This window comes from Alloyangia mangrovi, assembly GCF_002300555.2.
In the GTDB taxonomy this organism is placed as follows: Bacteria; Pseudomonadota; Alphaproteobacteria; order Rhodobacterales; family Rhodobacteraceae; genus Salipiger; species Salipiger mangrovi.
On record NZ_NTHN02000022.1, the window covers coordinates 1 to 18,555 of the forward strand.

Below are 18,555 nucleotides of genomic sequence, written 5' to 3' on the forward strand. Positions count from 1 at the left end.
CTGGCGGCTTCGGGGGTGCGCCGACGCCCGGTCGAGGGGCTGGCCATGGGCTGCGCGCGGCTGGCGGGCGGACGCAGCACGGTGATCGTCGACGCCGCGCCGCCGCCGCAGGGGCGGGCCTCGGCGGGGGCGCATGCCTCGACGCTGGCCTTCGAGCTGACCTCGGGGCGCCGCCCCCTGATCGTCAGCTGCGGCGCCGGTTCGGTCTTCGGCGAAGAATGGCGGCGCGCGGCACGGGCCACGCCCTCGCATTCCACGCTCTGCCTTGATGGCACGTCGAGCGCCCGGCTCGGGGAACGCAGGCGCATCGCCGGCATCGAGCGGGAGCTGATCGTCGACGGGCCGCGGGAGGTGCCGGTGGAGCTGGCACAGGAGGCGGCGGGCTGGCGCTTCGAGGCGGCGCACGACGGTTACAAGCGCAGCCACGGGCTGACCCATGCGCGCAGGCTCGAACTGAGCCTCGACGGGCGGGCTCTGGAAGGCGAGGACATGCTCTTCGCGCTCGATGCCAAGGATCGCAAGACCTTCGACAGGCGGCTTGATCGGGGCGGGCTCGAAGGGTTCCCTTACGAGATTCGCTTTCACCTGCATCCCGACGTCGATGCCGAGCTCGACATGGCTGGTGCGGCGGTCTCGCTGGGGCTTCGGTCGGGCGAGATCTGGGTGTTCCGAACCGAGCAGGGGGTGAAAATGTCCTTGGAAGACTCGGTTTACCTGGAAAATGGCCGGCTTCGGCCCCGCGGGGCGCAACAGGTCGTTTTATCCGGCCGCGTGATGGAGTATGCGACGCGCATCCGCTGGTCGCTGGCCAAGGCGCAGGACACCGCCATCGCGATCCGAGACCTTGGGCAGGACGAGCCGGATGTGACGCTCTGAACCATCTGGGACTCTCCTCATGCCTGATCTCTCCCCCGTCGCCCGCGCCCTCATTTCCGTTTCGGACAAGACCGGTCTCATCGACCTGGCCAAGGCGCTGAGCGCAAGGGGTGTCGAGCTGCTCTCGACCGGCGGCTCTGCCAAGGCGATCCGCGAGGCGGGCCTCAAGGTGCGCGATGTGTCGGACGTGACCGAGTTCCCCGAGATGATGGACGGCCGCGTCAAGACGCTGCACCCGCGCGTCCACGGCGGCCTGCTGGCGCTGCGCGACAACCCCGCGCACGTCGAGGCGATGAAGGCGCATGGCATCACCGGGATCGACCTGCTGGTGGTCAACCTCTACCCGTTCGAGGAAACCGTCGCCAAGGGTGCCGACTACGACACCTGCATCGAGAACATCGACATCGGCGGCCCGGCGATGATCCGCGCCGCGGCCAAGAACCACGCCTTTGTCAACGTGGTGACCGATGTGGCCGACTACGAGGCGCTGCTGGCCGAGCTCGACGCCAACGACGGCGCCACCAGCTACGCCTTCCGCCAGAAGCTGGCGCAGGTCGCCTATGCCCGCACCGGTGCCTATGACGCCGCCGTGTCGACTTGGATGGCCGGCGCGCTGAGTGACGATGCCCCGCGCCGCCGCGTCTTCTCGGGCGAGATCGCCCAGACCCTGCGCTACGGCGAGAACCCGCACCAGAAGGCCGCCTTCTACCGCGACGGTTCGGATCGTCCGGGCGTCGCCACCGCCGTGCAGCACCAGGGCAAGGAGCTGTCCTACAACAACATCAACGACACCGACGCCGCCTTCGAGCTGGTCTCGGAGTTCCTGCCCGCCGACGGCCCGGCCTGCGCGATCATCAAGCACGCCAACCCCTGCGGTGTGGCCAAGGGCGCGACCCTGCTCGAGGCCTACCAGAAGGCGTTCGACTGCGACCGCACCTCGGCCTTCGGCGGCATCGTCGCGCTGAACATGCCGCTCGACGCCGCGACCGCCGAGGCGATCACCGAGATCTTCACCGAGGTTGTGATCGCGCCGGGTGCCGATGACGCGGCCAAGGAGATCTTCGCCAAGAAGAAGAACCTGCGCCTGCTGACCACCGACGGTCTTGCCGACACCTCCGAGCCGGGCCTTGCCTACCGTCAGGTCTCGGGCGGGATGCTGGTGCAGGACAAGGACAACGGCACGATCACGCTGGATGACCTGAAGGTGGTGACCAAGAAGCAGCCGTCCGAGGCGGAACTGCTCGACCTGCTCTTCGCGTGGAAGGTCGCCAAGCATGTGAAGTCCAACGCCATCGTCTACGTCAAGGACGGCGCCACCGTCGGCGTTGGCGCGGGTCAGATGAGCCGCGTGGACTCGGCGCTGATTGCCGCCAAGAAGGCCGAGCGCATGGCCGAGGCCCTTGGCCTCGACACGCCGCTGACCCAGGGCTCCGCTGTGGCCTCCGACGCCTTCTTCCCCTTCCCCGACGGTCTGATGGAAGCGGCGGCTGCCGGCGCGACCACGGTGATCCAGCCGGGCGGCTCGATGCGGGACAACGAGGTGATCGCCGCGGCCGACGAGGCGGGCCTCGCCATGGTCTTCACGGGCATGCGCCACTTCCGCCACTGATCCAACTCAGAATGCGGGAATAATTGGGGGAGTCGGGCCGCGGCCCGACTCCCTTTTTCATGCCTGGAATGATGCCCGGGGCGGGTTCAGTCCGGCAGCCGGTAGGCGATGATCGCGTCGCTGACCCCGGTTTCCATCGCGTGATGGCCGGTAGCGGCGATCAGCACGTATTGCCGGCCGTCGACCTCGTAGCTGATCGGATTGGCCTGGCCGCCAGCGGGCAGCGCGTCAGTCCAGAGCGTCTCGCCGGTTTCGATGTCGATGGCGCGGAAGAGGTTGTCGACCGCCGCCCCGATGAAGATCAGCCCCGAGCCGGTGAGCACCGCGCCACCATTGTTCGGCGTGCCGATCTTCAGGGGCAGCCGCGATGGCAGGCCGAAGGGACCGTTGCGTAGTGCCGTGCCGAGCGGCGTGTCCCAGACCGTGTCGCCCGTCGCGAGGTCGATGGCGGTGATCCCGCCATAGGGTGGCTGGGTGCAGGGCAATTCGGTGAGGCCCGATCGCCAGCCCGCGTTGGTCGTCACCCCGTAGGGCGCGCCAACCTGCGGCTGGCCGCGCCCGGCGCGGCCCTCGGGGCTGCCGACGGGGCGCATGCCTTCGGCGTCGGCTTCGGCGCGGGGCACCAGCCGGGTGAGATTGGGGATGTCGTTGTAATTGGCGATGAGCAACCCACGGGACGTGTCCACCGCCACCGAACCCCAGTCGTTGCCACCATAATAGCCCGGGTACTGGATGTAGTTCCGGGTCGAGGGCGGGGTCAGGTAGCCGTCGTAGACCATCTGCCGGAAGCGGATGCGGCAATAGAGCTGATCGATGGGGGTCATGCCCCACATGCGCTTCTCGGTCAGCGGCGGCTTGCGCAGCGTCGCCCAGAGCGACACCGGCTGGCTGTCGGCGACATACTCCGGCTCGATGTCTCCCTGGGGCAGGTCCGTGAGCTCGCCCACCGGGGTCAGCGGCGCGCCGGTCTCGCGGTTGAGGATGAAGAGATCCCCCTGTTTCGAGGACAGCAGGATCGCCGGCTCGCCCTTGTAGTCCAGCAGCGTCGGTTGCGAGCCGAGGTCATAATCCCATAGATCGTGCCGCACGGTCTGGAAGTGCCAGAGCTCCTCGCCCGTCGCGGCGTCGAGCGCGACCAGCGAGGTCGCATACGCATTCTCGGCCTCCGAGCGGTTGGAGCCGTAGTAATCCACCGCGGAATTGCCGAGCGGCAGGTAGACGATGCCGCGCGCCTCGTCGGCGGTGGCGGTGGTCCACATGTTGGGCGTTCCGCGGGTGTAGGTCTTGCCCTCGGGCGGGCCGCTGCGCATCTCCTCGGGCGCGGCGAGATCCCAGGCCCAGACCAGCGCGCCGGTCACTGCGTCGAAGCCGCGGATCACGCCCGAGGGCGCGTCCTCTGCCTGGCCGTCCTTGACCTGTGCGCCGGTGACCACGACGCCGCCGACCACGGTCGGCGCGGCGGTGACCGCGTAGAAGCCGGGCACCTTGTCGCCGATCCCCTCCCAGAGATCGACCTGCCCGCCGTTGCCGAACTCCGTGCAGGGCTCGCCGGTCGAGAGATCGAGCGCGATCAGACGGGCGTCGAGCGTGGCCTCGATCACCCGCACCTTGCAGGGCTTGCCCTCGGCCCTCTCCGGATCGGTATAGGCGGCCACGCCGCGGCAGGTGGCGCCGTAGGGGATCGCCTCGCGCGGGACCTCGGGATCGAAGCGCCACCGCTCTGCGCCGGTCGCCGCGTCGATCGAGATCAACCTGTTCATCGCGGTGCACATGACGAGACTGTCGCCGATCTTCAGCGGAGTGGTCTCGGCGGCGTATTTCCCGGCGCTGCCGCCCGGCGGCAGGTCGCCGGTGTGGTAGACGAAGGCGCGCTCGAGCTGCCTGACGTTGGCGGGGGTGATCTGGCTCAGTGGCGAAAAGCGCTGCGCGGTGCCGTCGCCGCCGTAATAGGGCCAGTCCGCGCCGACAGGGATCGGCATCGCCTTCCGAGATAAGGGCTCTGTCGTGCCGCCGCCCTGGCCCAGGGCAGACAGCGCCGGGACGCAGAGCAGGGCGCCTGCCAGAGCGAGAAGCTGCCGGCGCAGGCGGATGTGGAGAAAGAGGTTCATCGGCTTGTTCCTCGCGCAGAGATCGACGCCCGGGGGAGGCGGGGGCTCGGCCGGACCATCAAGACGGGCGGCGCCCATTTCGGGAAAGGGTGGGGATGCAAGCCAGCATGAGCAGGAGGATCACGGTCGGGGACAGCATCCGCGGCAGCTGCGCCCACCAGTCGCTGCCGCTTTCCCACCACGCCCAGCCGAGCGTTCCGGTCCAGACCAGCAGGTAGAGCCACAGCGCCATCATGCTACCGCGATTGAGCAATGTGCCGGTGAGGATCAGGCCGAGCCCCGCGAGCGCGTAATACCAGCTTCCGCCAAGGAAGATCAGCCAGAGACCGCCGGCCAGCAACACCAGACCGAGGAGAACGCAGACCCATCCAAGGAGTTTGACGCACCAGCCTACAGATGATGGCCGAGAGGGAGAGGAAATGCGTGTCACAATTGGCGCTCGCTAATCGGAACATGAAAAAGGAAAGGCCAAATCGAAGGGCTCGAGAAAATGATATTCAGTCACTGGAATATCGACAAGTATCATGATGCCGCAGGTGCGAAAAAAAATCGCTCCTCGGTAGAGTTGAGGATTTCCGAAGCAACTGTGAAAGATATGGCCCATATGGCCTGCTTTTCCATTGGCGGAGTGGTTTCGCGCTGTGCGCTATCGAGCGGAGCCACCTATCCCCCGGGTTAGGGCGAGTGGGACCCGCCAATTCCGCGCAATTCACCCCGGCGCCGATTCGTGGAAAGATGGGGCCGGCGGCGGCGGAGCGCTGCGTTATTTCAGGGAGTGATTGGCGTGAAAGTTTTCTTCGGGGCTGCCCTTGCGGCGGTCGTGACCGTCTGCCTGCCAGGACCTGCGGCGGCTCAGGAGGCGGAACGCGCGGTTCTGAAAGCTCTGCTGTCGGGTGACACCAGGAATGTCGAGGTCACCGAGGAGTTCGCCCGGGCCGTGCCCGAAGCCCAGCTTGACGGCCTGCTTGAGACCCTGCGGGCGCAGATCGGCCCGGTCGAGGAGATCGAGCTCGAGGGCGGCAGCGGCATACTGCGCAGTGCCACCTACCAGGTGCCGGTGAAGATCACTCTCGATCCCGCGGGGCGGATCGCTGGGCTCCGCCTCGGCGCCCCCGAGCCGCTGGTCGCCGACCTGCGCGCGGCGGTTGCAGGACTGGCTGGACTGGGCGCCGAGGTCTCCTGGCTGGTGACGCGCGAGGGCGAGGTGCTGGCGGCAGGCGGGGCGGCGCATCCGCTGGCGGTCGGCTCGGCTTTCAAGCTGGGGATCCTGTCGGTGCTGGCGCGTGACGTGCGCGCGGGCAAGACCGATTGGGACCGGGTGCTGCGGCTTGGCGAAAGCCATAGGTCGCTGCCCTCGGGGCGGCTTCAGGACTTCCCCGACGAGGCGCCGGTGACGCTGCACACCGCCGCGCTGCTGATGATCGCCGAGAGCGACAATACCGCCACCGACCTGCTGCTCGACCTCTTGGGGCGCGACACCGTGGCCGAGGAACTTGAGATTGCGCCGGAGGCGCTGCTCTCGACCCGCGAGTTCTTTGCGCTCAAGAGCGATCCCGCCGCGGCTCAGGCCTGGCTCGACGCAGAACCCCAAGACCGCCCCGCCATCGCCGCCGAGGCCGCATTGATGCCGCCCGATCCGGCCGCCGCCGCTGCGCGGTCCGTGCCCGGGATCGAATGGTACCTGCCGCTCGAGCGGCTCTGCGCGCTGCTGGTGCCCATGGCCGAGCTGCCGATGCTGCAGCTCAATCCCGGACCCGCCTACGGGCTGGGCCCCGCCGCCTATAAGGGCGGCTCGGAGCCGGGGGTGCTGAATTTCACCGTGGCGCTCCGCGACGCCGAGGAGCGCCCGCTCTGCGCCGCGCTGACGGTGAACGATCCGGGGGTGATCGACGAGCAGGCGGCCACCGGCGCTTTCCGCGCGCTGCTGCGCCGGGCGCTCGCGCAACCCTGAGCCGGGCAGGGCTTTCCCTCGCGGCGCGCAGCCTGTAGACCGGGCGGAAACCCGGGGTGCGGCCCCGGCGCAAGGAGACTTCATGCGGCTGGTACTGGTGACGGCGGCGATCACCTTCGTGGTGGATCAGCTTTCGAAATGGCTCGTGGTGCACGTGATGGGACTGGCGCAGCGCCTGTCGATCGACGTTCTGCCGCCGGTTCTCAACTTCCGCATGGCATGGAACCGCGGCATGAACTTCGGCCTCTTTGCCGATGATGCCGCCGCCGCGCGCTGGACGCTGATCGCCGTGGCGCTGGGAATCGTGCTCTTCGTTTCGGTCTGGCTGCGCCGCGATCCGCCGGGGCGGCTCGGGCTGATCTCGGGTGGCCTGCTGATCGGCGGCGCGCTCGGCAACGTCATCGACCGGCTGCTCTACGGTGCGGTGGCGGATTTCCTCAACATGTCCTGCTGCGGGCTGAACAACCCCTTCGCCTTCAATGTCGCCGATATCGCGATCTTCGCGGGGGCGATCGGGCTGGTGCTCTTCTCCGGCGGGACCGAGACGGGCAAGCGCAGGAAAAAGGCCCCGTGACGGGGCGGGCCGGATCGTATAGATCCGGGCGAAAGGCAAGAACCGGAGAATGGCCATGAAGCTGCCGCATCTCGTGCTGATGCTCGGAATGACCGGGCTCGTCGCCTGTACGACGAGTGATCGCACGCTGCACCAAATGCGCAACAACCGCGGCACCCCCGAGGAGTTCGCCATCGTGCCGAACAAGCCGTTGGAGATGCCGCAGAGCTTCGCCGAGCTGCCGGTGCCGACGCCGGGCAGCGGCAACCGCACCGACCAGACGCCGCTCTCCGACGCCGTCGCGGCGCTTGGCGGCAACCCGGCGCAGCTGGCGGTGGGCGAGGTGCCCTCCCGCGATGCCGCGCTGGTGAACCGCGCCTCGCGCTACGGCCGCGACGGCAACATCCGCACGCGGCTTGCCGTGGAGGACGCCCAGTTCCGCCGCGACAAGTCGGTGTACAACTGGAAGCTCTTCAAGGACGACGAGTACAACAAGGTCTACCGCGACCAGATTCTCGACCCCTATGCGGCGCTGACAGCCTACCGCAAGGCTGGCGCCCGCACCCCCTCTGCGCCGCCCACCGCCGACTGAACGCGCGGCCCATCACGAAAACGCAAGCCCAGCTTGGAATGACTGCCCCCGCCCCGTAGGTTGGGGGCAGATGTCGTTTCAGCGAAGGAATGGGGCTTGCAGATGAAGTCATGGAGCGCGGCGCTGGCCGTGATGGTGCTGACGGCGATGCCGCTGCAGGCGGAGACGGTGGCGGATGCCACCGACAAGACGCCGGTCACCACCTTCTCGCTCGACAACGGTATGGACGTCGTCGTGGTCGAGGATCACCGTGCGCCGGTCGTCGTGCACATGGTCTGGTACAAGGCGGGCTCCGCCGACGAGACTGCGGGCAGTTCGGGCGTCGCGCATTTCCTCGAGCACCTGCTGTTCAAGGGCACCGACACGCTGGCGCCCGGCGAGTTCTCCAAGATCGTGGCCCGCAATGGCGGCACCGACAACGCCTTCACCTCCTATGACCAGACCGCCTACCACCAGCGCGTCGCCGCCGACCGGCTCGGGCTGATGATGGAGATGGAAGCCGACCGCATGGTCAACCTGCAGCTCGACGAAGAGGACATCCTCACCGAGCGCGACGTGATCATCGAAGAGCGCAACATGCGCACCGAGAATGATCCGGGCGCGCTGCTGCGCGAGCAGATGGGCGCGGCGCTCTACCTCAACCACCGCTACGGCGTGCCGGTGATCGGCTGGCGCGAGGAGATGGAGCAGCTTGATCTCGACGACGCGCTGGCCTTCTACCACCGCAATTACGCCCCCAACAACGCGGTCCTCGTGGTCGCTGGCGACACCACCCCGGACGAGGTGCGCAAGTTGGCCGAGGAGACCTACGGCAAGCTGCCCGCCAACCCCGAGGTCGGCGCCCCGCGCGAGCGCCCGCAGGAGCCGCGGCAGATGGCCGAGCGCCGGCTGCGCTTCGAGGACCCGCGCGTCGCGCAGCCCTACGTGATGCGCCGCTACCTCGCGCCCGAGCGCGATCCCGGTGACCAGGAAGAGGCCGCGGCGCTCACCCTGCTGGCCGAGGTCCTCGGCGGCGGGCAGACTTCGGTGCTGAACCAGAAGCTGCAGTTCGAGCAGCACAAGGCGATCTACGTGGGCGCCTTCTACGACGGCACCTCCTATGACGACGGCAGCTTCGGTTTCGGCATCGTGCCGGCGCCCGGCGTTACGCTGGAAGAGGCCGAAGCGGCGCTCGACGCCGAGCTGGCGGCCTTCCTGGAAACCGGCTGCGACGCCGAGCAGCTCGAGCGGATCAAGTTCCAGGCCCGCGCCTCGGAGATCTACGACCGCGACGACGTGGCCAGCGTGGCGCAGCGCTACGGCAATGCGCTGACTTCGGGCCTGACGGTCGAGGACGTGCAGGCCTGGCCCGAAATCCTGCAGGGCGTGACCAACGAGCAGATCGTCGCCGCCGCGCGCAAGGTCTTCGACAAGCGCCATTCTGTCACCGGCTACCTGACCACGCCCGCCGACGCCGCCCCCGAGGCCGCACCCGCCCCCATGTCGCTGCCGCAGACCGATGCCGAAGAGGTGACCCAATGAATTTCCGCATCGTGACCGGCCCGCTCATCGCCGCGGCGGCCTCGCTCTGGCTGGCGCTGCCCGCCGCCGCCGAGATCGACATCCAGCAGATCGAGACGCCGATGGGCTTCAAGGCCTGGCTGGTCGAGGAACCCTCGATCCCCTTCACCGCGCTGGAGCTCCGCTTTAAGGGTGGCGCGGCGCTGGATGCTCCGGGAAAGCGTGGCGCGACCAACCTGATGGTCGGCCTGCTCGAAGAGGGCGCCGGGGCCTATGACGCGCAGGGTTTCGCGGCGGAATCCGAGTCGCTCGCCGCCAGCTTCGGCTACGATTCGAACCAAGACGCGGTCTCGGTCTCGGCGCGCTTTCTCACCGAGAACCGCGACGACGCGGTCGAACTGCTGCGCCAGAGCCTGATCGAGCCGAGCTTCTCCGAGGCCGCCATGACGCGGGTCCGGGCGCAGGTGATCTCGGGGATCCGCAGCGATGCCAAGGATCCAGACAGCATCGCCAATGCAACCTTCGACGCCGAGGTCTTCGGCGATCACCCTTATGGCAGCGATGCCTCGGGCACGGTCGAGAGCGTCAGCGCGCTGACCCGCGACGACATCGTCGCCGCCTGGAAGGGCGCCCTGGCCAAGGACCGGGTCTATATCGCCGCCACCGGCGACATCTCTCCCGAGGAGCTCTCGGCGCTGATCGACAATCTCCTGGGCGACCTGCCCGAGACCGGCGCGCCGATGCCGCAGGATGTCGACGTGCAGACTTCGGCGGGGATCACTGTGGTGCCCTTCGAGACCCCGCAGTCGGTGGCGCTTTTCGGCCAGAAGGGTCTGAAGCGCGACGACCCGGACTTCTTCGCCGCTTACGTGATGAACACCATCCTCGGCGGTGGCGGCTTCGAGGCCCGGCTGATGAACGAGGTGCGCGAAAAGCGCGGCCTGACCTACGGCGTCTATTCCTACATCGTGCCGATGGACCACGCCGAGCTCTACCTCGGCCGTGTCGCCTCGGCCAATGACCGCATCGGCGAGGCCATCGGTGTGATCAGGGACGAATGGGCCAAGCTCGCCGAGAACGGCGTCACCGAGGCGGAGCTCGATCAGGCCAAGACCTATCTCACCGGTGCCTACCCGCTGCGCTTCGACGGCAACGGGCCGATCGCGGATATTCTGGTGGGCATGCAGATGGACGGGCTGACCCCCGACTATATCGCCACGCGCAACGACAATATCGAGGCGGTTACCCTGGACGACGTCAAGCGCGTTGCTGCGAGCCTGCTCAAGCCCGAGGCGCTGCGCTTCATCGTCGTCGGCGAGCCCGTGGGCGTGGAAAGCACCGAAGCCGAGTGAGCCTTTTGCGCACGGCAAGGAAAAAGGCGGGCCCGATCTCGGGCCCGCCTTTCTTCATCTGATCGCCGCCCGGCTCTTTCTTCTAGGGGGAAATATCCCGGGGGTGCGGGGGCAGAGCCCCCGCGCTATCGGTCCTGGAAATCAGTCCAGCAGCCCGGCGTGGCGCAGCGCTGCGTCGATGCGGGCGCGCACCGGTTCGGTCACCGGAACCAACGGCAGGCGCACGTCCTCGTTGCAAAGGCCAAGGCGGCTCATCGCGTATTTCGCGCCGCAGACGCCCGGCTCGGCAAAGATCGCCTGGTGCAGCGGCATCAGCTTGTCCTGCAGGTCCAGCGCCTTGGCGTAGTCGCCCGCCAGGGTGGCGGCCTGCATCTGCGCGCAGAGCGCCGGGGCGACGTTCGCGGTCACCGAGATGCAGCCGACGCCGCCCTGGGCGTTGAACCCGTGCGCCGTGGCATCTTCGCCAGAGATCTGCAGGAAGTCCGTGCCGCAGGTGATGCGCTGCGCGCAGACCCGCGCCAGATCGCCGGTGGCGTCCTTGACGCCGACGATGCGCGGCAGCTTGGCCAGCTCGCCCATGGTGGCGGGGGACATGTCGACCACCGAGCGGCCGGGGATGTTGTAGATGATGATCGGCAGGTTCGCGGCATCATGCACGGCGGTGAAATGCGCGATCAGCCCGGCCTGGGTCGGCTTGTTGTAATAGGGGGTCACCACCAGCGCCGCCTGGGCGCCGACCTTCTCGGCGAACTGGATGAAGTGGATCGCCTCGGCGGTCGAGTTCGAGCCCGCGCCGGCGATCACCGGCACGCGGCCCGCGGCGGTCTTGACCACGCAGTCGATGACCGCTTCGTGTTCCTCGTAGCTGAGGGTCGGGCTCTCGCCGGTCGTCCCCACCGGCACCAGTGCCGAGCTGCCCTCGGCCACGTGCCAATCGACGAGTTTCTTGAGCGCGTCGAAATCCACGACGCCGTCCTTGAACGGCGTGACCAGTGCTGGCATCGAACCTTTGAACATGACACGCTCCTTGAATGTTTATGTGTTCGCTTCGTAGCTGCGCGGCCCCGGGCTGGAGGGAATGTGAATTGGATCGCCCCCAACCACGCGGTAATCTCCGCGGCGTGTCTATTCCTTTTCGTCAAGGAAATTGCAAGCTCATGTCGCGCCTCCGCGCCGCTCTCTTCGTGCTTCTTGCCCTGATTGCCACGCCTGCCCTGCCCGACGAGCGCCCGCTCGCCAAGGCCATGGGGGACATGCGTTCAGGCAACTGGGCCTCCGCTCTCATCGAGTCGCGTGGCGACGGCCAGGCCGCGCTCGACGTTGTGCTCTGGCATTACCTGCGTGCCAGCCGGGGCAATGCCGCCCAGGTGATGGATTTCATTCAGCGCAACCCGGACTGGCCGGGCATGCCCTACCTGCGCGAAAAATCCGAGATTGCGATTTCCGAATCTGATCTCGGCACCATCCGCGCGTTCTTCTCGGGTTACCTGCCGCAGACCGGCGCCGGGGCGCTGGCGCTGGCGCGCGCGCATCTGGCCGAGGGGGAACGCGGCGCGGCCGAGGCCGATATCGTCATGGCCTGGCGCACCCTGCCGCTGAGTGCCGAGGAACGTGCGACCTTCCTGCGCGACTGGTCCGACCTGCTCAAGCCGCACCACCAGGCACGGCTCGACATGGCGCTCTGGCAGGGCTGGGAAGACAATGCGCGCTCGCTGTTGCCGCTGGTCTCGGACGGCTGGCGCAAGCTGGCTGAGGCGCGTCTGGCGCTGCGTGCGATGGATCCGGGTGTCGATACCCGGATCGCGGCGGTGCCCGCTGCCTTGGCGAACGATCCGGGGCTGGCCTACGAGCGCTATCTCTGGCGCATCCGCAAGGGCCGCGACGAGGATGCCATCTCGCTGCTGCTGGAGCGCTCGAGCAGCGCCGAGGCGCTCGGTGAGCCCTGGGCCTGGGCCGGGCGGCGGGACGATCTTGCGCATCAGAAGATGCGCCGGGGCGATGCTGAGACCGCCTATGCCATCGCCTCGCGCCACGGGCTGACCGAGGGCGACCAATACGCCGCGCTGGAATGGCTTTCCGGCTTCATCGCGCTGCGCTTCCTCGAGGATCCGCAGACCGCGCTGCGCCATTTCCGCAACCACGACGGGGCGGTGACCTCGCCGATTTCCAAGGGCCGCTCCGGCTACTGGATGGGCCGCGCGCTGGAAGAGCTGGGGGATACCGAGGGGGCCAAGCAGGCCTATGCGCAGGGCGCGCGCTACCAGACCTCCTTCTACGGGCTGCTGGCGGCCGAGCGTGGGGGCGTCGCACCGGATCCCAAGCTGGCAGGCACCGAGAGCTTCCCCGACTGGCGCGAGGCGCCCTTCACCAAGAGCAGCGTCTACAGCGCCGCGATCCTTCTGCTGGCCTCGGGCGAGACCTCGCTGGGCGAGCGCTTCCTCACCCACCTCGCCGAGGGGCTCGACCGGCAGCAGATCGGCCAGCTCGGGCAGATGCTGGCGCAGATGCAGCGCCCGCATGTCGAGGTCATGGTCGGCAAGCGCGCGGCGCAATACGGGCTGGAACTGGCCGGGCCCTATTACGCGCTGCACCCTGACCTGCTGAAGGTGGATTTCCCGGTCCCGCGCGAAATGGTGCTGTCGATCGCGCGGCGCGAATCCGAGTTCGATCCGCGCGTGGTCTCCGGTGCCGGGGCGCGCGGGCTCATGCAGCTTATGCCCGGCACCGCCAAGGAGGTCGCGGGCTGGCTGGGCGTGCCCTACAGCTTCGAGGGCCTGCTGGACAATCCGGGTTACAACGCCAAGCTCGGTGCGCGCTACCTGCAGAGCCTGTCGGAGCAGTTCGACGGCAACCCGGTGATGATGGCGGCGGGCTACAACGCCGGTCCGTCGCGGCCGCTGAGCTGGATGGGGATCTTCGGCAACCCGCTGAAGGGTGACATCGACATGGTGGACTGGATCGAGATGATCCCCTTCACCGAGACTCGCAACTACGTGATGCGGGTGACCGAGAGCCTGCCGATCTACCGCGCGCGGCTGGGGCTCGATCCGCACCCGGTGCCCTTCAGCGAGGAGCTGACCGGGCACACGCTGCGGGTGGGGCAGTAGGGTTATCCCCCGGCGCGATCCGGGCGAAGGGCTTCAGCCCTTCGCGCCGAGGCCCATCTGCATCAGCGTCTTGCGCACCGACTTCACCCCGTAGAGCGCGTCCAGCGCCGTGGCGCGGGCATCGCGCAGCAGCGGGGTCGACAGCATCGAGGCGCGGTTCAGCGCGGTGATCCCGGCGACGCGGGCACGGATGTCGGGCATGCGCTTGCGGGCGTAGGCGTCGAGCATGGGGGCCTCGCCAAGCGCCTCGGGGCGCGCCACCGCCAGATCGTGCAGCACCTTCATGTCGGCCAGAGACATGTTCAGCCCCTGCGCGCCGATGGGGGGGCACCACATGCGCCGCCTCGGCCACAAGCGCAAGGCGCTGGCCGGTCAGGCTCTCGGCGTGCTGCGCGATGATCGGCCAGATGGTGCGGCGCGAGGCCAGCTTGAGCGGCCCGAAGAGGTGGCAGGAGCGCTCGGACATGGCGGCCTCAAAGGCCTCGGGTTCCAGCGCCATCAGCGCCTCGGCCTTGGGGCCTTCCTCCATCCAGACCACCGCCGAGGAAGGCGAGCCGTCGAAATCGGGCAGGGGGACCAGCGTGAACGGCCCGCCGGTGCGGTGGATTTCCGTCGACACATTGCCATGCGGGATCGGGTGGGTGGTGGCAAAGGCCAGCGCCTTCTGGCCGAAGCGGGTGGTCTTCACGCCGATCCCCGCCGCCTCGCGCATCGGCGAATTGCGTCCGTCGGCGGCGATCACCAGCCGCGTGCGGATGCGGCGACCGTCGCTGAGCGTGACGCGGGCCTCGGCCTCGCGGGTGAAGAGCGCGGTGGTGGCGGTGCCGGGCAGGAAGGTGACCCGCTCCATCCCGTGCAGGTGGTCCGACAGCTCGCGCCGCAGCAGCCAGTTGGGAAGGTTCCAGCCGAAGGGCAACTCGGAGATCTCGGCGCTGTCGAAATCCTTGACGATGCGCGGCTCGGGCAGCTCGCCGCCGGCGTCGACGATGCGCATCACCTGCAGCGGCATGGCGTGGGGGGGCGAGGCGCTCCCACAGGCCCGCCTCGGCGAGGAAGGCCTGCGCGGGCTGCAGGAAGGCGGTGCTTCGCAGGTCGGCGCCCTGCGCCTCGCGCTCGGTCACCGGCGGTGCCGGATCGACGCAGAGCACGGAGAAGCCGGCGTTGCCGAAGGCGGCGGCCGCGGTGAGCCCGGCGATCCCGCCGCCCGAGATGAGAATGTCGTAATCCATGACCGCTCTCCTTTGGGCCCCTATCTAGGGCAGGAGGGCGGCCATGACCATGCGGCTTACTTGCCGACGGTGATCCACAGGATCATGAAGTAGCACACCGGCACCAGCGCCAGCGCGGTCATCGACAGGCCGGCAAGGCCGAAGGCAACGGTGTTGACCACGGCGATCACCAAAAGCAGCGCGGCCACGAGGAAGAGCACGGCCTCGCCGCGAATCTTGCGGGTGGAGGGGGCGTGGGTGTCCTGAACGGTGGTGAAATCGGCTGCGGTCATCGGAATCTCCTGTCTGGGGTCGGGCAGGAGATAGGCAGGGAGCTTGCGCGCTCCCATGGCGAAAAGTGTCGCAGCCCCCGCGCCGCGGTTGCGAGGGGGCCGGGGCGGCTCAGGCGAGCCGTGCGAGGAATTCGGTCAGATCGTTCGTATGGTGCTGGATATGCGCGCCTTCTGCGCGTTCCGGGGCGACATGCACTGTGCGCATCCCCATGGCGTGGGGTGCGGCAAGATTACGCGGATCGTCCTCGAACATGGCGGCGGTGGCCGTCTCGGTGCCGGAGAGGGTAAAAACCGTCTCGAAGGCCAGCGGCTCGGGCTTGGGGCGGTAGTTCGCGTGCTCGACGCCGTAGATCGCGTCGAAGGCCGCCTCGAGCCCGCGCGCCTCGAGCACCCGCGCCGCATAGGGCGCGCTGCCGTTGGTGTAGACGATCTTGCGCCCCGGCAGGTTCGCGATCAACTCGGCAAGATGCGGGTCGGGCTCGAGCGCATCGAAGGAGATGTCATGCACCTCGGTCAGATAGGCGTCGGGGTCGAGCTTGTGGTGGGCCATCAACCCGGCCAGCGTCGTGCCATGGTCCAACCACCAGCGCTTGCGCAGGGTGTTGGCCTCGGCCTGACCGGTGCCGGTCACCCGCATGACCACGTCGGTCATCTTGCGCTCGATCTGGTCGAAGAGCCGCGCGGCGGGCGGATAGAGCGTGTTGTCGAGGTCGAAGACCCAGTGGCGCACGTGGGAGAAATGCTGCTTTACCATGGCCGCAACCTACGCCCGGGCGGGGCGGGCGGCAATGGGCGGCGAGGCCACGGGGCGACGCTGCGCGGCTTGCGACCAAGCGGGGCGTTGATCCCGGCCCCCCGCTACCGCTATCTTGCCGCATCACCTATGAAGGACCACCCCAGATGAGCCAGATCCGGACGCCGAACAAGGACGCCTACACGCTGATCCTCGAGGCCATCGACCAAGGGGTCTATCGTCCCGGCGACCGTCTTGTGGAAAGCGAGCTGGCCGAACGATTCGGCGTCTCGCGCACGCCGATCCGCGAGGCGCTGCAGCGGCTCGAGACGCAGTCGCTGCTGGCACGCGACGGCCGCTCGCTGATCGTCGCCTCGCTCGATCACAACCAGATGGCCGAGCTCTACGTGGTCCGCACCGAGCTCGAGGGGCTGGCGGCCCGGCTGGCCGCCCGCCACGCCACCGAGGAAGAGGTGCAGGTGTTGCGCGACATGATCGAGGAAGACCGGGCGCTGCTCAAGGATCCGGCGGCGCTGGCGCGGGCCAACCGCCGCTTCCATCGGATGATCCAGCTTGCCTCGCACAACCGCTACCTCGTGCAGCAGCTCGACCTGGTGCACCGCTCCATGGCGCTGATGGCGACGACCTCGCTGGCCGCCGAGGGGCGCGGCACCAACGCGCTCGCGGAACATGCCGCCATCGTCGATGCCATCGCCCGGCGCGACGAGGCAGCTGCGGACAAGGCGCTGCGCGAGCATATCTCGGTTGCCTTCGTGACTCGCCTCAAGCTCGACAGCCGCAAGACCGCCTGAGCCATTCCGGCCCGAGCCGTCACGGCGCGTCCATGGGAACATCCGCGCCGGCGTGATCCGGGGCCGAGTGCCCATGGCTGGTCTTGTCCCAGTAAAAGGGCCGGCGCAGCGTCTCCCACAGCGCCTTGTAGAGCGCGAGCGTGGCCAGCGGGTAGTAGAGGAACAGCGTCGGCACAAAGGGCAGCAACCGCGGATGCGGGCTGCGCAGCACGCCGCCAAGGCCGATCACGAGCATCACCGCCTCGGAGCCGAGCAGCAGCACCGTCAGCGCCGGCAGCAGCTGGGCCGTGGCGGGGCCAAGCAGCGGGTAGGTGACCCCGAGCTGGTAGAGCCAGAAGCCCCAGAGCAGCGGCGCCAGCAGCAGCTGCAGCAGCGCGGCGAGGAAGATGAGCTGCAGTCCCAGCATCCGCCAGGCGCCCAGCTCACGCAGGCAGCGGCGGGGATGGCGCATGTGGACCCGCCAAGTGATCAGGTAGCCCTTGAGCCAGCGCGAGCGCTGCCGGATCCAGGGCCAGAGCCGGCAGTTGGCCTCTTCCCGGGTGACCAGCGGCAGCAACTCGGTGCGATAGCCGAAGCGGGCCAGCCGGATGCCGAGGTCGGCATCTTCGGTGACGTTATGCGCATCCCAGCCGCCGACACGGTCGAGCGCCTCGCGGCGGAAGAAGACCGTGGTGCCGCCCAGCGGGATGGCAAAGCCGAGCCGCGCGAAGCCGGGCAACAGGACTCGGAACCAAGAGGCGTATTCGAGGGTGAAGCAGCGCGAGAGCCAGTTTGCCTTGGGATTGTAGAAGTCGAGAATGCCTTGCACGCAGCCGACCTCGGGCGGGGCGCGGCTGAGATGCGCGACGAGGTGGCGCAATTGGTCTGGGGCCGGGCTGTCCTCGGCGTCGTAGATCCCGATGAGCGTGCCACGGGCAAAGTTGAGCGCGTAGTTCAGCGCGCGGGGTTTGGTGGTCACCCCACCGGGCGGCACCTCGACGATGCGCATCCATGGCGGAAGCGCCGCCGCGTCGAGTGTGGCGCGGGTGATCCTGTCCCCGGCCTCGAGCACCAGCAGCACCTCGAGCGCCGCGCGTGGGTAATCGAGCCTGTCAAGGCGCTCCACCAGCGTGGCGGCGATGGTCTCCTCGCGGTGCAGCGGGACCATCAGCGAGACGGTGGGGTTTCCCGAGCGGCCGCCCTTCGGGCCCGAGGGAGTGGGGGGCAGGGGGAGTATGCCGGCGACGAAAGCCGCCAGCTTGGCAAGCTGCGCGACCAGCATCGTCGCCGCGGCAAGCGCGAGGGCGCCGCCAAAGAAAACTGTCGGGAGACTGAAGAGCAGCGTCAGAAGCGCGACCGTGGCCAGGGCGAGCAACGCGGCCCGGGCCGGGGGCAGCCGGTTCATGTCGCGGCAACTGAGATCGGAGGGCAGGCCGGTCTCGGCCCTTAGCGCCATCTCCGCGGCGTGGCGCTCGGTGATCTCGGCGACGATGTCCGCCTCGGTTGCAAGCGCGAGAACCACGCGCCCTTCGCTCTCGGGCAGCAGGGCACGGACCCGGGCAAAGCCCTCGGGATGGGCCATGGCAAGCAGCAGCCCGTCATCGATCCGGATCCAGGGCAGCGCGCTGTGGCGCAGGCAGATGTCTGGCGGGAGCAGATCAGCGAGCGCGGCGGCGGGCGGGGCGGTCAGCCGGGACAGGGCGGGCGCGCCGTGGCTGCGCGCCAGCGCGTCGCGAAGCCGTTCCGGCGAGACGTGTCCCTCGGCCTGCAGCAGGCGGGAAAGGGGAGTGCGCTCGCGTCGGCTGCGGGTCAGCGCCTCGAGCGCCTGCACTTCGTCCAAGACCCCGTCCTCCAGGAGGAGCGTGGAAATGGGACGGCCGAG

At 68.5% G+C, this 18,555-nt stretch carries 15 protein-coding genes and 1 pseudogene; 9 read left to right on the top strand and 7 right to left on the bottom strand.

Annotated features, from left to right (window positions below; translation table 11 throughout):
- Positions 1-876: heparinase II/III family protein (locus tag CLG85_RS13150; RefSeq protein ID WP_260349059.1), on the top strand; the 876-nt coding region annotated here is incomplete at its 5' end.
- A gap of 19 nt (positions 877-895) precedes the next feature.
- Positions 896-2,485, top strand: a complete 1,590-nt coding sequence (gene purH, locus CLG85_RS13155) for a bifunctional phosphoribosylaminoimidazolecarboxamide formyltransferase/IMP cyclohydrolase (protein ID WP_095880562.1) — start codon at positions 896-898, stop codon at positions 2,483-2,485.
- Positions 2,486-2,571: 86 nt separating this feature from the next.
- Here purH and CLG85_RS13160 read toward each other — a convergent pair whose 3' ends face one another.
- Both CLG85_RS13160 and CLG85_RS13165 read right to left on the bottom strand, forming a co-directional pair.
- Positions 2,572-4,593 carry a pyrroloquinoline quinone-dependent dehydrogenase gene (locus tag CLG85_RS13160; RefSeq protein WP_260349061.1) on the bottom strand — a complete coding sequence of 674 codons (2,022 nt, stop codon included), beginning with the start codon at positions 4,591-4,593 and terminating at the stop codon, positions 2,572-2,574.
- 58 nt (positions 4,594-4,651) lie between these two features.
- Positions 4,652-5,023 (bottom strand): glucose dehydrogenase, encoded by a 372-nt coding sequence (locus CLG85_RS13165; protein ID WP_095882755.1) that lies wholly within the window; start codon positions 5,021-5,023, stop codon positions 4,652-4,654.
- A gap of 354 nt (positions 5,024-5,377) precedes the next feature.
- Here CLG85_RS13165 and CLG85_RS13170 point away from each other — a divergent pair, with 354 nt between their 5' ends.
- From CLG85_RS13170 to CLG85_RS13190, 5 genes are all read left to right on the top strand, one after another.
- Entirely contained in the window at positions 5,378-6,544 is a 1,167-nt protein-coding gene (locus CLG85_RS13170; protein WP_260349063.1) for a serine hydrolase, read from the top strand.
- A gap of 82 nt (positions 6,545-6,626) precedes the next feature.
- On the top strand, positions 6,627-7,118 hold the full coding sequence (lspA, locus tag CLG85_RS13175; RefSeq protein WP_224842957.1) for a signal peptidase II: 492 nt from the start codon (positions 6,627-6,629) through the stop codon (positions 7,116-7,118).
- A gap of 55 nt (positions 7,119-7,173) precedes the next feature.
- A complete protein-coding gene (locus CLG85_RS13180; protein ID WP_311734997.1) occupies positions 7,174-7,689 on the top strand; it encodes a DUF3035 domain-containing protein in 516 nt (171 codons plus the stop codon).
- Between the two features lie 102 nt (positions 7,690-7,791).
- On the top strand, positions 7,792-9,210 hold the full coding sequence (locus tag CLG85_RS13185) for a M16 family metallopeptidase (protein ID WP_260349066.1): 1,419 nt from the start codon (positions 7,792-7,794) through the stop codon (positions 9,208-9,210).
- Positions 9,207-10,541, top strand: coding sequence for a M16 family metallopeptidase (locus CLG85_RS13190; protein WP_095881951.1), 1,335 nt, complete (start codon positions 9,207-9,209; stop codon positions 10,539-10,541). The genes CLG85_RS13185 and CLG85_RS13190 overlap by 4 nt, the downstream gene beginning before the upstream one ends.
- A gap of 141 nt (positions 10,542-10,682) precedes the next feature.
- Here CLG85_RS13190 and dapA read toward each other — a convergent pair whose 3' ends face one another.
- Entirely contained in the window at positions 10,683-11,558 is an 876-nt protein-coding gene (dapA, locus tag CLG85_RS13195; RefSeq protein ID WP_095881950.1) for a 4-hydroxy-tetrahydrodipicolinate synthase, read from the bottom strand.
- A 140-nt stretch (positions 11,559-11,698) separates the two neighbouring features.
- Between dapA and CLG85_RS13200 the strand changes: the two genes are divergently transcribed.
- The gene (locus CLG85_RS13200) at positions 11,699-13,648 is read left to right on the top strand and encodes a lytic transglycosylase domain-containing protein (protein WP_095881949.1); all 1,950 of its coding nucleotides are present in this window, start codon (positions 11,699-11,701) and stop codon (positions 13,646-13,648) included.
- Between the two features lie 33 nt (positions 13,649-13,681).
- On the opposite strand, the pseudogene CLG85_RS13205 reads toward CLG85_RS13200, so the two are convergent.
- The 3 genes and pseudogenes from CLG85_RS13205 to CLG85_RS13215 form a co-directional block, all read right to left on the bottom strand.
- Positions 13,682-14,877, bottom strand: a pseudogene (locus tag CLG85_RS13205) (UbiH/UbiF family hydroxylase).
- A gap of 56 nt (positions 14,878-14,933) precedes the next feature.
- Positions 14,934-15,149, bottom strand: coding sequence for a hypothetical protein (locus CLG85_RS13210; protein WP_095881947.1), 216 nt, complete (start codon positions 15,147-15,149; stop codon positions 14,934-14,936).
- 109 nt (positions 15,150-15,258) lie between these two features.
- A complete protein-coding gene (locus CLG85_RS13215; RefSeq protein ID WP_095881946.1) occupies positions 15,259-15,903 on the bottom strand; it encodes a pyrimidine 5'-nucleotidase in 645 nt (214 codons plus the stop codon).
- 146 nt (positions 15,904-16,049) lie between these two features.
- Here CLG85_RS13215 and CLG85_RS13220 point away from each other — a divergent pair, with 146 nt between their 5' ends.
- Complete coding sequence (locus CLG85_RS13220) at positions 16,050-16,694, top strand: GntR family transcriptional regulator (RefSeq protein WP_095881945.1); 645 nt, start codon at positions 16,050-16,052, stop codon at positions 16,692-16,694.
- A gap of 19 nt (positions 16,695-16,713) precedes the next feature.
- Here the strand turns inward: CLG85_RS13220 and CLG85_RS13225 are convergent, their stop codons facing one another.
- Entirely contained in the window at positions 16,714-18,504 is a 1,791-nt protein-coding gene (locus tag CLG85_RS13225; RefSeq protein ID WP_260349094.1) for a glycosyltransferase family 2 protein, read from the bottom strand.
- Positions 18,505-18,555: the final 51 nt, after the last annotated feature.